Annotated in this window: 14 protein-coding genes; 1 reads left to right on the top strand and 13 read right to left on the bottom strand. The window is 61.4% G+C overall.

The window, feature by feature from the left end; genetic code table 11:
- Positions 1-209: 209 nt before the first annotated feature.
- The 13 genes from EJD88_RS26935 to EJD88_RS26875 form a co-directional block, all read right to left on the bottom strand.
- On the bottom strand, positions 210-1,130 hold the full coding sequence (locus EJD88_RS26935; protein ID WP_158879382.1) for an LD-carboxypeptidase: 921 nt from the start codon (positions 1,128-1,130) through the stop codon (positions 210-212).
- Between the two features lie 128 nt (positions 1,131-1,258).
- A complete protein-coding gene (gene lipA / locus EJD88_RS26930; protein WP_160385010.1) occupies positions 1,259-2,260 on the bottom strand; it encodes a lipoyl synthase in 1,002 nt (333 codons plus the stop codon).
- A gap of 26 nt (positions 2,261-2,286) precedes the next feature.
- Positions 2,287-2,934 carry a lipoyl(octanoyl) transferase LipB gene (gene lipB, locus EJD88_RS26925; RefSeq protein ID WP_158879381.1) on the bottom strand — a complete coding sequence of 216 codons (648 nt, stop codon included), beginning with the start codon at positions 2,932-2,934 and terminating at the stop codon, positions 2,287-2,289.
- Positions 2,934-3,209, bottom strand: coding sequence for a DUF493 domain-containing protein (locus EJD88_RS26920; RefSeq protein WP_099584673.1), 276 nt, complete (start codon positions 3,207-3,209; stop codon positions 2,934-2,936). The genes lipB and EJD88_RS26920 overlap by 1 nt, the downstream gene beginning before the upstream one ends.
- A gap of 84 nt (positions 3,210-3,293) precedes the next feature.
- On the bottom strand, positions 3,294-4,451 hold the full coding sequence (locus EJD88_RS26915; protein WP_099584672.1) for a D-alanyl-D-alanine carboxypeptidase family protein: 1,158 nt from the start codon (positions 4,449-4,451) through the stop codon (positions 3,294-3,296).
- A gap of 180 nt (positions 4,452-4,631) precedes the next feature.
- On the bottom strand, positions 4,632-5,633 hold the full coding sequence (locus EJD88_RS26910; protein ID WP_099584671.1) for a septal ring lytic transglycosylase RlpA family protein: 1,002 nt from the start codon (positions 5,631-5,633) through the stop codon (positions 4,632-4,634).
- A complete protein-coding gene (gene mltB, locus EJD88_RS26905) occupies positions 5,633-6,643 on the bottom strand; it encodes a lytic murein transglycosylase B (RefSeq protein WP_032884595.1) in 1,011 nt (336 codons plus the stop codon). Before mltB ends, EJD88_RS26910 begins: the two co-directional genes overlap by 1 nt.
- 17 nt (positions 6,644-6,660) lie before the next feature.
- Positions 6,661-7,764, bottom strand: a complete 1,104-nt coding sequence (gene rodA / locus EJD88_RS26900; protein ID WP_042570827.1) for a rod shape-determining protein RodA — start codon at positions 7,762-7,764, stop codon at positions 6,661-6,663.
- A 31-nt stretch (positions 7,765-7,795) separates the two neighbouring features.
- Positions 7,796-9,694, bottom strand: a complete 1,899-nt coding sequence (mrdA, locus tag EJD88_RS26895; protein ID WP_099584670.1) for a penicillin-binding protein 2 — start codon at positions 9,692-9,694, stop codon at positions 7,796-7,798.
- A 15-nt stretch (positions 9,695-9,709) separates the two neighbouring features.
- Positions 9,710-10,177, bottom strand: a complete 468-nt coding sequence (rlmH, locus tag EJD88_RS26890) for a 23S rRNA (pseudouridine(1915)-N(3))-methyltransferase RlmH (RefSeq protein ID WP_003176297.1) — start codon at positions 10,175-10,177, stop codon at positions 9,710-9,712.
- A 9-nt stretch (positions 10,178-10,186) separates the two neighbouring features.
- Positions 10,187-10,681: a ribosome silencing factor gene (rsfS, locus tag EJD88_RS26885; RefSeq protein WP_003176298.1), complete on the bottom strand. Its 495-nt coding sequence runs from the start codon at positions 10,679-10,681 to the stop codon at positions 10,187-10,189.
- A 69-nt stretch (positions 10,682-10,750) separates the two neighbouring features.
- Complete coding sequence (gene nadD / locus EJD88_RS26880) at positions 10,751-11,395, bottom strand: nicotinate-nucleotide adenylyltransferase (protein ID WP_099584669.1); 645 nt, start codon at positions 11,393-11,395, stop codon at positions 10,751-10,753.
- Positions 11,395-12,660, bottom strand: coding sequence for a glutamate-5-semialdehyde dehydrogenase (locus tag EJD88_RS26875; protein ID WP_158879380.1), 1,266 nt, complete (start codon positions 12,658-12,660; stop codon positions 11,395-11,397). Before EJD88_RS26875 ends, nadD begins: the two co-directional genes overlap by 1 nt.
- Positions 12,661-12,835: 175 nt before the next feature.
- Here EJD88_RS26875 and EJD88_RS26870 point away from each other — a divergent pair, with 175 nt between their 5' ends.
- The gene (locus tag EJD88_RS26870; RefSeq protein WP_158879379.1) at positions 12,836-13,507 is read left to right on the top strand and encodes a DNA-3-methyladenine glycosylase; all 672 of its coding nucleotides are present in this window, start codon (positions 12,836-12,838) and stop codon (positions 13,505-13,507) included.
- Positions 13,508-13,605 lie beyond the last annotated feature (98 nt).

Genomic DNA, 13,605 nt, shown 5'->3' with positions numbered 1-13,605 from the left:
CTATGTCTCTCGCTACAACATCAGCAGGCCTCACAGCTACAACGACTACCGGTCGCCGGTCATGAAGGAAAGGTTGGCGGCGTGAACCGTAATCGGTGTCCAAGATTACTTGACCAGTTCAAGCCCCTTCCCACATTTTGATTTGTGAATACATTCAAGTGTGGGAGGGGGCTTACCCCCAATTGCGGGTTGAGCAGCCACCCACAGATTCAGGTTTTGAACACCACATCCTGCTCCAACACCACCTGCTGTTCCCCCGCATCCAGCCGCACCAATGCGCCCATCGGCAGCGTCAGGTTCGGATCGCAATGCCCGCTGCGCCAGCCGGACAATACTGGAATGCCCAAAGGTTCGAAGGTCTGCGTCAGCAAGCGCTCCAGCGCAGCGTTATCCACCCCCGCCACATCCCCGACCAGCACACCGGCGACCAGGGCCAGCTTGCCCGCCAGGCGCAGGTGCGTGAGCAAGCGGTCGATACGGTAGATCGGTTCGTTGACGTCCTCGATAAACAGGATGATGCCTTCAGCGTCCAGCTCGAAAGGCGTGCCCATCACCGCCGCGATCATCGACAGGTTGCCCCCCAGCAAGCGCCCACAGGCGATGCCAGGCGCGATGGTGGTCAGCGGGAAGGCCACCGGGTGTGCAAGCACGCTGCCAGCGCCGAGCTGACCACGCAGCAGGCTGAACAGGGAGGACTCGGTCGGTGGCTGCTTGTTACCGAGCAGGTCGGCATTGAGCATCGGGCCGTGGAAGGTCACGAAGCCAGCGTAACGGTTGATCGCCAGATGCAGGGCGGTGATGTCGCTATAGCCTACAAACGGCTTGGGGTTGGCGCGGATCAGGTCGAAGTCGAGCGCGTCCAGCAATCGTGGCGTGCCATAGCCGCCGCGCAGGCAGAAGATGGCATCGATATCGGGATTGGCGAAGGCGGCGTGCAGATCGTTGAGGCGGACTTTATCGCTACCGGCGAGGTAGCCGTCGCGCTCATAGACGCCGGGGAAAATTCGCAGGTCGTAGCCGCGCGTGCGCATCCATTGCCCGGCCTTTTCAACGTCCAATGCGGCGGGGCCGGCGGGGGCGATCAGGGCGATGGTGCCTTCGGAACGAAGGGCTGGAACGGCTGCAGTCATACACAACTCTCCCTAGTTAACGCGCAAAAAAATGTGGGAGGGGGTTTGCCCCCGATAGCGGTGGATCAGCCAGCACAGGTAGCGACTGACACACCGCAATCGGGGGCAAGCCCCCTCCCACATCTGTATTACGAGACCAGGCTTGCCTTGACCAGCTTGGCCTGCTCATCAGCGTGGTACGAAGAACGAACCAGCGGGCCGGAGGCGACGTTCTTGAAGCCCATCTTGTAGCCTTCCTCGGCGAACCAGGCGAAGACGTCCGGGTGCACGAAACGTTGTACCGGCAAGTGGCTGCGCGACGGTTGCAGGTACTGGCCGAGGGTCAGCATGTCGATGTCGTGTTCGCGCATGCGCTTCATGACTTCGATGACTTCTTCGTCGGTTTCGCCCAGGCCCAGCATCAGGCCGGACTTGGTCGGGATGTGCGGCATCATCTGCTTGAATTTCTGCAGCAGGGTCAGCGACCACTGGTAGTCCGAACCCGGACGCGCAGCCTTGTACAGGCGTGGCACGGTTTCCAGATTGTGGTTGAACACATCCGGCGGCTCGGCGGCGGTGATTTCCAGCGCCACGTCCATCCGGCCACGGTAGTCCGGAACCAGGGTTTCGAGCATCACGTTCGGCGACAGTTTGCGGATTTCGCGGATGCAGTCGGCAAAGTGCTGGGCGCCTCCGTCACGCAGGTCGTCGCGGTCTACCGAGGTGATCACTACGTATTTGAGTTTCAGGTCGGCGATGGCGATGGCCAGGCTTTCCGGTTCGTTGACGTCCAGTGGCTTCGGACGACCGTGGCCGACGTCGCAGAACGGGCAACGACGGGTGCAGATGTCACCCATGATCATGAAGGTGGCGGTGCCGCCAGAGAAGCACTCACCCAGGTTCGGGCAGGACGCTTCTTCGCACACGCTGTGCAGCTTGTGTTTGCGCAGCAGGGCCTTGATACGGTCGACTTCCGGCGAAACCGGGATGCGCACGCGGATCCAGTCGGGTTTCTTCGGCAGTTCGGTAGTCGGAATGATCTTCACCGGGATGCGTGCAACCTTCTCGGCGCCGCGCAGCTTGACGCCGGCTTCCACCTTGGCACGCGGGGCCGGGGCCGGACGTTCGGTGACGTCCAGCGTCGGGATCATGGTTTGCACTGCATCAGTAGTCATAATCAGTCGATTCCGCCCGTAAGGGTCGTCTGCTCAGCATAGTCGAGGTGTTTGACGAGCTGCGCGCGCAGCCGGGCACTTACCTCGGCAAATTTAATCGGTGTGGCGTGTTCGCTCAACTGGGTCATCGCCAACCCGGCGTAGCCGCACGGGTTGATCCGCCGGAACGGCGCCAGGTCCATGTCCACGTTCAAGGCCAGGCCATGAAAGGAACATCCGTGACGAATGCGCAGCCCCAGGGAGGCGATTTTCGCGCCCTCCACATACACGCCAGGAGCATCAGCCTTGGCCGCAGCGGTCACGCCATAACTGGCCAGCAGCTCGATCAGGCAAGCCTCTATACGGCTGACCAGATCGCGCACGCCAAATCCCAGCTTGCGCACATCCAGCAAGAGATAAGCGACCAGTTGACCGGGGCCATGGTAAGTCACTTGGCCACCTCGGTCGACCTGCACCACCGGAATATCTCCCGGCAGCAGCAAATGCTCGGCCTTGCCGGCCTGGCCCTGGGTGAACACCGGCGGGTGTTCCACCAGCCAGACCTCATCGGGTGTCGAGGTGCCGCGCTCGTTGGTGAACCGCTGCATGGCGTGCCAGACAGGCTCGTAGGCCATCTGGCCGAGCTCGCGAAAGCCCAGGACCTGTGACATCACAGCACCATGTGCACGAAGCCGGTGGCCCGCAGTTCACTGTTGATGTTGTAGAGCTGGTCTTGATCAGTCGCAACGATGTGCAACTGGATCGTGGTGTATTTACCGTTGGTGCTGGAACGTTCGTCCACCCGGTTATCGTTGATCGTCGCGTGTTTACGCACGATATCGATGATCTTGTCTTTGTTGCCTACACCGGTATCGCTGATCACCTTGACGGGATAATCCGTCACTGGGAATTCGATCTTTGGCGCCTTTACTTCTTTATCGGTCATGGCGTAACGGCCTCGTAAGCGGTAAGCCGTGGCGACAGCAAAGCCTCGCGTCGGATCAACGCGGGGCTTTGCAGGTGCACACAATCAGTTGAACAAGCCGTAGAAGAATAGACGGATGCTATCCCACACGCGGCGGAAGATACCACCTTCGTCGACAGCGTCCAGCGCGATCAGGTCGGCGCTGTGCACCACCTTGTCGTCCAGTTTCACTTCGACTTTACCGATCACGTCGCCCTTGGCGATTGGGGCAACCAATTGCGGGTTCATGGTCATGCTGGCAGCGAGCTTTTTCAGCTGGCCTTTAGGCATGGTCAGGGTCAGGTCTTCAGCCAGGCCGGCCTTGACCTGGGAAGTCGCGCCCTTCCATACCGGCGCGGTCGCCAGTTCAGCACCCTTCTGGTAGAAGGTCTGGGTTTCGAAGAAGCGGAAACCGTAGGTCAGCAGTTTTTGCGTCTCGGCCGCACGGGCCTGCTCACTGTTGGTACCGAACACGACGGCGATCAGGCGCTGGCCATCACGTACGGCGGACGACACCATGCAGTAGCCGGCTTCGTCGGTGTGACCGGTTTTCAGGCCATCGACGGTCTTGTCGCGCCACAGCAGCAGGTTGCGGTTAGGCTGCTTGATGTTGTTCCAGAAGAACTCCTTCTGGGAGTAGATCGCGTAGTGCACCGGGTCGACACGAATGATCGCGCGCGCCAGGATCGCCATGTCGTGAGCCGACGAATAGTGCTCTGGGTTCGGCAGGCCGGTCGGGTTCATGAAGTGGCTGTTGGTCATGCCCAGGTCGGCCACGGTTTTGTTCATCATGTCGGCGAACGCGTCTTCGCTGCCCGCGATGTGCTCGGCCAAGGCTACGCTGGCGTCGTTACCGGACTGGATGATGATGCCGTGCAGCAGGTCGCTCACGGTGACTTGCGAGCCCACCTTGATGAACATGCGCGAGCCGCCGGTCCGCCAGGCGTTTTCGCTGACGGTCACCGGGTCGTTCTCACCGATCTGGCCGCGACGGATTTCCAGGGTCGCGATGTAGGCGGTCATCAGCTTGGTCAGGCTGGCCGGTGGCAGGCGTTGGTCACCGTTGCTCTCGACCAGCACGTTGCCGCTGGCAGCGTCCATCAGGACCCAGGCCTTGGCGGCCAGTTGCGGTGAAGCCGGCACCATTTCAACCGCCCAGGCGGCCGGGGTGATGATCAGCGAGATAAGCAGGCACGTGCGTTTGGCTAAGGTGGTGATGTTCATCCGTCTCTCGAAATTGCTTATGGAAACTTGCCCTCGCGGGCAAAACTTATTCAGACAGCCCGCTACCAGACTGTCACGTGTTCGGTTGCCCGCTCACCCCTTGCCCCTGGGTTTTTATTGTTCAACGAGCCAACAACCACGGCCCAAACCCGCGTACGGGCCTGAGCCATCAATCCCTTGTTACTCGGCGGTGACCACGCTGGGTTGCCCCAGATTGGCCAGACGCACGCTGTTCTGTACTTGCGCGACTTCGCTCGGGGAGCCGATCGGGCCCATGCGCACGCGGTGCAGGGTCTGCTGGTTACGCACGATGGAGCTGATAAAGACCGGTGCGTTGACCATGCCGCTGAGCTTGGACCTTAACAGTTCTGCCGCATCCGGGTTGGCGAAAGCGCCCACCTGCAGGTATTGCCCGCCGGCGACCGCGGCGCCTGGCGCTGCATGGGGCACGACCACCGTGTCCGGCGCGTGCTGCTGCGGGGGCGGTGTCCACTGTTCGATCTTGCCGGTGGACGCCGTCACTTGCGGCTGCGCACTCTGCGGCTCGTTGAGCATCAACGGCGCAGGCTTGCCACGCTGAGCCCAGTATTGCGCAGGGTCGATGCCTTCGACCTTGACCCGTGCGGTGCCGGTTTCGGCATAGCCGAGTTTTTTCGCGGCGGCATAGGACAAGTCGATGATGCGGTCCGAATAGAACGGCCCACGGTCGTTGACCCGCAGGATCACCGTGCGATTGTTATCCAGGTTGGTCACCCGTACATAGCTGGGCAGCGGCAGGGTTTTATGCGCTGCGCTCATGCCATACAGGTCATAGACCTCGCCGTTGGCCGTGTTCTGGCCATGGAACTTGGTGCCGTACCAGGACGCCGTGCCCGATTGCACGTAGGTCTTGGATTCCTGTAGCGGAAAGTAGGACTTACCCAGCACGGTGTAGGGGTTGGCCTTGTACGGGCCGGTGTGCAGGGTGGGCGTGGCGTCCGGGATCTTCGACACGTCGACATCCCACCACGGCGCGCCGTCTTTGTGGGCGCGGTTGATGTCCAGGCCCGGCTGGGAACGCACGGCGGTGCCGCCGGGCTTCTGGGTTGCCGGGCCACGGCTGGTGGAACAACTGACGACCAGCAGGGACAACGCGGCGAACGCCACCAGCTTGAGCGGTTGATTGAACGGCGATGCCCGCATTACTTGTTGCCCCGTGCTTGGACCAGCATGTCTGACAGCTGATGCACGGCCATGGCGTACATCACACTGCGGTTATAACGCGTGATCGCGTAGAAATTCTTCAGGCCCATCCAGTATTCAGGGCCATTTTCGCCTTCCAGGCGGAACGCCGTGACCGGCATGTCATCGCGTGGCGCATTCTGACTCGACCAGCCCAGCGCCCGCAACTCCCCGACCGTCTTGGCCGGCTCGATGCCCTGGGTGAGGCCTTCATCGGCACGCTCCCCGCTGACATCGGCGCGGATCACCACCGGCTCGCCACCCACCCAGCCGTGGCGTTTGAAGTAGCTGGCCACGCTGCCGATGGCGTCGTCGGGATTGCTCCAGATGTTGATGTGGCCGTCGCCGTCGAAATCCACGGCGTAGGCGCGAAAACTGCTCGGCATGAACTGCGGCAAGCCCATCGCCCCGGCGTAGGAGCCTTTGAGGGTCAGTGGATCGACCTGCTCTTCACGGGCCAGCAGCAGGAATTCGCGCAGCTCCTTGCGGAAGAAGTCGGCGCGGGGCGGGTAATCGAAGCCCAGGGTCGACAAGGCGTCGATCACCCGATAGCTGCCGGTATTACGCCCGTAAAAGGTTTCAATGCCGATGATCGCGACAATCACCTGGGCCGGCACGCCATATTCCTGCTCGGCGCGAGCCAGCACGGCTTCATGCTGGCGCCAGAAATCCACACCACGTGCCACGCGGGCGTCGGTGAGGAACATCGGGCGATATTCCTTCCACTGCTTCACACGTTCGGCGGGGCGGGAGATGGCGTCGAGGATCGCCTGCTTTTTCTGGGCTTCGCGGAACACGCCCATCAGCTGTTCACCGGCGAAACCGTAGTCGCGGGTCATCTCACCGACAAATTCGGCGACCTGAGGTGAACCATCGTAGTCACCGGCCTGCGCCTCCTGCGTTGCACCCAGCAGCCCAATCAGGCCCATCCAGGACGCATGCCGAGTCGCCCAGCCGCGCATTACTTGCATTGACATCTTCACCTTATTCAAACCTGTGCGATCCACTTGCGATGCGTATGAATCGACATCAAAACCCCAAACGCTGACAGCAATGTCACCAGCGAAGTTCCGCCGTAGCTAATGAACGGCAACGGCACCCCAACCACCGGCAGCAGGCCACTGACCATACCGATGTTGACGAAAACGTAAACAAAAAAAGTCATGGTCAAGGCGCCTGCGAGCAATTTGCCGAACAGCGTCTGCGCCTGTGCGGTGATCACCAGGCCACGCCCGATCAGCAGCAAATAGATCAGCAATAGCGCGCAGATGCCCACCAGGCCGAACTCTTCGCCCATCACCGCAATAATGAAGTCGGTGTGGCTCTCTGGCAAAAAGTCCAAGTGCGACTGGGTGCCCAGCAACCAACCCTTGCCAAACACGCCGCCGGAACCGATGGCGGCCTTGGACTGGATGATGTTCCAGCCGGTGCCGAGCGGATCGCTTTCCGGGTCGAGAAACGTGAGGATCCGTTGCTTTTGGTAATCGTGCATAAAGAAGAACCACATCGCTACTGCCACCGGTACGGCCGCGGCCAGCACGCTGAGGATCCAGCGCCAGCGCAACCCACCCATGAACAGCACGAACGCACCACCGGCCAGGATCAGCAGCGAGGTGCCGAGATCCGGTTGGCGCACGATCAGGATGAACGGTACGCCGATCAGGATCAGGCTGATGCCCACGTGTTTAAGCTGCGGCGGCAAAGTGCGCTTGGACAGATACCAGGCGATGGTGGCCGGCATCAGGATCTTCATGAATTCCGACGGCTGGAAGCGAATCACCCCCGGAATGTTGATCCAGCGGGTCGCGCCCATGGCGTTGTGGCCCATCACATCCACCACCACCAGCAGCAATACCCCGGCGACGTAGCCGAGCGGCACCCAACGCGCCATGAAACGCGGCTCCAGCTGGGCGATCACCACCATGGACAGCAGGCCCAGGCCAAACGACGACGCCTGCTTGATCAGCAAGTCCCAGTTCTTGCCGCTGGCCGAATACAACACGAACAGGCTGCCGGCGGCCAGGGTCAGCAGCAGGATCAGCAACGGGCCATCAATGTGCATGCGCTGCAGCAACGTCGCACGGCGACGCATCACATCCTCACTGGAGAGTATGCGGTCAAAATTACTCTTCACTGGCCGTAACCTCTGTGTTTGAAGGGGGGCCGCCATATTCGGGCTTGAGCCTGCCGTCGTCGGCCAGCAACCAGGCGTCCATCACCTGGCGCACCACAGGCGCTGCAACACCGGAGCCGGACTCGCCGTTCTCCACCATCACGGCCACGACGATTTTCGGGTCGTCTGCCGGAGCAAAGCCGACAAACAAGGCGTGGTCGCGGTGGCGTTCCTGGACCTTGGAGCGGTCGTATTTTTCGCCCTGCTTGATCGCGACCACCTGGGCCGTACCGCTCTTGCCGGCAATGCGGTACTGCGCGCCGACGGCGGCCTTGCGCGCAGTGCCACGGGCGCCGTGCATCACTTGCTGCATGCCATGGTTGACCTTGGTCCAGTCCGACGGGTCGCGCAGCACGATATCCGGGATCGGGTTGTCATCCACCGGCTTCTCGCCTTCGATGGTCTTGGCCAGGTGCGGACGGTTCCAGATGCCTTTGTTGGCCACCAGCGCCGTGGCCTGGGCCAACTGCAAGGGCGTGGCCTGCATATAGCCCTGGCCGATACCGAGGATCAGGGTTTCACCCGGGAACCACGCCTGACGACGGGTCGCACGCTTCCACTCCCGCGATGGCATCAGGCCAGGAGATTCTTCGAACATATCCAGGGAAACCTTCTGACCCAGGCCGAACTTGCCCATATAGTCAGACAAGCGGTCGATCCCGAGCTTGTGGGCCAGGTCGTAGAAATAGGTGTCGTTGGACCGCATGATCGCGGTGTCCAGGTCGACATAGCCGTCACCGGTACGGTTCCAGTTACGGTATTTGTGATCGTAGTTGGGCAGCATGTAGTAGCCCGGGTCGAACACACGGCTGGAGGCCGTGACCACACCCGCGTCCAGGCCCGCAATCGCTACCGCGGGCTTGATGGTCGAACCCGGTGGGTACAGGCCGCGCAGTACGCGGTTGAACAGCGGTCGGTCGATGGAGTCACGCAACTCGGCGTAGGCCTTGAAGCTGATCCCGGTGACAAACAGGTTAGGGTCGAAACTCGGCTGGCTGACCATGGCCAGGACTTCGCCGGTTTTCGGGTCCAGCGCCACCACGGCGCCGCGCCGCCCGCCCAATGCCATCTCCGCCGCTTCCTGCAGCTTGATGTCCAGGCTCAACACAATGTCTTTGCCGGGAATCGGATCGGTGCGCTTGAGCACACGCAACACGCGGCCACGGGCGTTGGTCTCGACTTCTTCGTAACCCACCTGGCCGTGCAGTTCCGGCTCGTAGAAACGCTCGATGCCGGTCTTGCCGATATGGTGGGTGCCGCTGTAGTTGACCGGGTCGAGACTCTTGAGCTCTTTCTCGTTGATCCGCCCCATGTAGCCGACCGAATGCGCAAAGTGCGCACCCTGTGGGTAATGACGCACCAACTGTGCCACCACTTCCACACCTGGCAAACGGAACTGGTTCACCGCGATACGGGCGATCTGCTCTTCGGTCAGCTCGAACAGGATCGGCACCGGCTCGAATGGCCGACGTCCCTGCCTCATGCGTTTTTCGAAGACCACCCGGTCTTCCGGCGTCAATTGCAAGACTTCGACGATGACATCAAGGACTTGCTGCCAGTCACCGGAACGCTCGCGGGTCATGCTCAGGCTGAAGCTGGGCCGGTTGTCCGCGACCACCACGCCATTGCGGTCGAAAATCAGCCCACGGGTCGGCGGAATCGGCTGCACATGCACCCGGTTGTTTTCCGACAGCGTGGAGTGATACTCGTACTGGATCACCTGCAGGAAATACAGGCGGGCGATCAGCACACACATCAGCCCGACGACCAGAATCGCACCAAACACGACCCGAGCGCGTACAAGACGTGCGTCTTTCTCGTGGTCCTTGATGCGGATCGGCTGGGTCATCGGGAGGGGCGCAGATTATTTGTGGTAAGGGTGCCCGGACAGGACTGTCCAGGCGCGATACAGCTGTTCACCGATCAGAATCCTTACCAACGGGTGCGGCAACGTCAGCGCCGACAGCGACCAGCGCTGGTCCGCCCGCGCGCAGACTTCCGGCGCCAGCCCTTCCGGGCCACCGACCATGAAGTTGACGGTGCGCGAGTCCAGGCGCCAGCGATCCAGTTCCACCGCCAGTTGCTCGGTGCTCCAGGGTTTGCCGTGCACTTCGAGGGTGACGATGCGCTCATTGGGGCCGACCTTGGCCAACATGGCTTCGCCTTCCTGGCGGATAAAGCGCGCCACGTCGGCATTCTTGCCCCGGGTGTTGAGCGGTATTTCCACCAGTTCCAGCGACAGCTCAGCGGGCAGACGCTTGGCATACTCGTGCCAGCCTTCTTCCACCCACTTGGGCATGCGTGAACCGACAGCGATCAGACGCAGGCGCACAGCCGTTCCTTATTCCTGGTCTTTGTTGAGCTTGTCGAAGTGCGCGTGGCCCACTTCCGGGCTGTGGTGCTTGCCATCAGCGGCACGGCTCTGCTCGGCGCCTTTCCACAGACGCTCCAGGTCGTAGAACTGACGGGCGTTGGAGGTCATCATGTGAACGATCACATCGTCCATGTCCAGCAGCACCCAGTCGCTGTCGCCCTTGCCTTCTTCACCCAGTGGCTTGACGCCTTGGGCTTTGACGGCTTCGCGAACCTTGTCCAGCATCGCGCCGATCTGGCGGTTGGAGGTACCGGTGGCGATGATCATGAAGTCGGTGATGCTCTGCTTGTCGCGCACGTCCAGGACCTGGATATCCTGGGCCTTCACGTCTTCCAGGGCGGCAACGGCGACTTTTACCAGCTCTTCGCCAGCCAGTTCCGGGCCAACGTGGGCTTCAACCGGCAGCGGGGCGCTTTTGAACGTGCCTTTGCGTTTTACTTTGCTTACGTCTTTGTTCGTCATAAAAAACTCGTTTTGCTCGTATGTTCGGGCGCTCGCTGCACGACTGTTCGTGCGTTCAAGCGCGCCTTTTCAGTTCGACGCACGGTAAAGCCCGTGCGCATCGATGTAGGCCAGGACCGCGTCAGGCACCAGGAAACGTACCGACTTCCCGCTGGCCAGCAGTTGACGGATCTGGGTGGCGGACACCGCAAGCGGGGTCTGCCAGACGAATGCAATATTCCCGTTCGGCCCGGTCAGGGCCAAGGGGTCACTTACCGACCGCGCGGCCAGCAGGTTGCGCAAGGCATCCGGCGGTTCGCTGTCGGCATCCGGGCGTTGCAAAACCAGGATGTGGCAATGCTGGAGGAGTTCCTCCCAGCGGTGCCAAGAGGGCAGGCCGCAAAATGCGTCCCAGCCCAAAAGCAGAAACAACTGGTCATCTGCGGCCAACTCGGCGCGCATCAGTTCCAGGGTGTCGACAGTGTAGGACGGTTTATCGCGTTTGAGTTCGCGGTCGTCCACCACCAGCGGCGATACGCCCTCTACCGCCAGGCGCACCATTTCCAGACGTTGTTGCGGCGACACCTGCGGCGTATCGCGATGGGGCGGCCGCGCGTTGGGCATCACGCGCAGCTCGTCCAGCGCGAGGGCATCCGCGACTTCCAGGGCGCTGCGCAAATGGCCGATGTGCACGGGGTCGAAAGTACCGCCGAGCAGCCCGATGCGTTTAACCATCAAGTGCGCACATGACCGTCGCCGAACACCACGTACTTCTCGCTGGTCAGCCCTTCCAGGCCAACCGGGCCGCGTGCATGGAGCTTGTCGGTGGAGATGCCGATCTCCGCGCCCAGGCCGTATTCGAAGCCGTCGGCAAAACGCGTCGAGGCGTTGATCATCACCGAAGCGGAATCCACTTCGTTGAGGAAACGCCGCGCATCGCTGAAATGCTCGGAGACAATGGCGTCAGTGTGCTTGGAGCCGTATTGATTGATGTGTTCAATGGCCTCGTCCAGGTCATCGACAATCTTGATCGACAGGATCGGCGCCGTGTATTCGGTGTACCAGTCCAGCTCGGTCGCTTCGATCACGTCCGCGCCCAGCAACGCACGGGTGCGTTCGCAGCCGCGCAGTTCCACGCCCTTGTCGCGGTAGATGGCAGCCAGCGGCGGCAGCACGCGTTCGGCAATGCCGACGTGCACCAGCAGGGTTTCCATGGTGTTGCACGGGGCGTAACGGTGGGTCTTGGCGTTGTCGGCGATGCGGATGGCCTTGTCGATATCGGCAGCAACGTCGATGAACACGTGGCATACGCCGTCCAGGTGCTTGATCACCGGCACCTTGGCATCACGGCTGACACGTTCGATCAGGCTCTTGCCACCGCGCGGCACGATCACGTCGACAAATTCCGGCATGGTGATCAGCGCGCCAACAGCGGCGCGGTCGGTGGTTTCCACCACTTGCACCACTTCAGCCGGCAGTTCGGCCACGGCCAGGCCTTGCTGGATGCACGTCGCGATGGCGCGGTTGGAATTGATTGCCTCGGAACCGCCACGCAGGATGGTGGCATTGCCGGACTTGAGGCACAGGCTCGCGGCGTCGATGGTCACGTTCGGGCGCGACTCATAGATGATGCCGATCACGCCCAGTGGCACGCGCATCTTGCCGACCTGGATGCCGGACGGCAGGTAACGCATATCGCGGATTTCACCGATGGGGTCAGGCAGCTTGGCCACCTGACGCAAGCCTTCGATCATGTCATCGATACGTGCCGGGGTCAGCGCCAGGCGGTCCAGCAGGGCCGGCTCCAGGCCATTGGCGCGGCCGTTGGCCAGGTCCAGGTCGTTGGCGGCGGCGAGTTCGGAGCGCGAGGCATCCAGAGCATCGGCGGCAGCCAGCAGGGCACGGTTCTTCTGCGCAGTGCTCGCACGGGCGATCAACCGCGAGGCCTGACGGGCAGCGCGACCCAGGCGGGTCATGTAGTCAAGAACGGACTCAGTCATGGTCAGGGAGTCTTGGGAAAGAGGAAAGCGGCAGATTATAGCTGTGACGCCGCCCGACTGACAGCGGTGACGGGCGGATGGTCGAAATGAACTGTAAAAACCTGGGGTTCAGCGGTAATTAAGGTGGGAGTTGTTATTATTCGGTCACATTTAGCCGTATTAACCCCTGACCGCCATGCCCCAACTCCCCTCCAGCGCCCTGCCCGACTGCTTCTTCGACCGAGATGCGCAACTGCTTGCGCGCGACTTGCTCGGAAAAGTCATACGCCATCGCGTCGGCGAAATCTGGCTTTCGGCGCGAATTATTGAAACCGAAGCCTATTACGTGGCCGAAAAAGGCAGCCACGCCTCACTGGGCTACACAGAAAAGCGTAAGGCTTTGTTTCTGGATGGTGGCCATATCTACATGTACTACGCCCGTGGCGGCGATTCCTTGAACTTCAGCGCCCAGGGGCCGGGCAATGCCGTGCTGATCAAATCGGCTTATCCGTGGGTGGACGAAATCTCCGGCCCGGCCAGCCTGGCGCAGATGTTATTGAACAACCCGAATGCCGACGGCAGCCCGCGCCCCACGCAGAAACTGTGTGCCGGCCAGACCCTGCTGTGCAAAGCCCTGGGCCTGAAAGTGCCGATGTGGGACGCCAAGCGCTTTGACGAGGAACTGCTCTACGTCGAAGACGTGGGCCAGATACCGACCCAGATCATCCAGACAACCCGCCTGGGCATCCCCAGTGGGCGCGATGAACACCTGATGTACCGCTTTGTCGATGCTGGCTATGCGCCGTATTGCACACGGAACCCGCTACGCCGGGGCCAGGTCGAAGGCCGGGATTATTTTTTGATTTGAATGAACATAAGAACCGAAAGCACAGCAGATCCCATGTGGGAGGGGGCAAGACCCCTCCCACAATTGATTTCCAGTGACTAAGGGTTATGTATTTCACA

The organism is Pseudomonas sp. PB105, from assembly GCF_009764655.1.
In the GTDB taxonomy this organism is placed as follows: Bacteria; Pseudomonadota; Gammaproteobacteria; order Pseudomonadales; family Pseudomonadaceae; genus Aquipseudomonas; species Aquipseudomonas cyclaminis.
The sequence above is the reverse complement of the archived record's forward strand: the minus strand, read 5'-3'. Positions and strand labels throughout refer to the sequence as shown.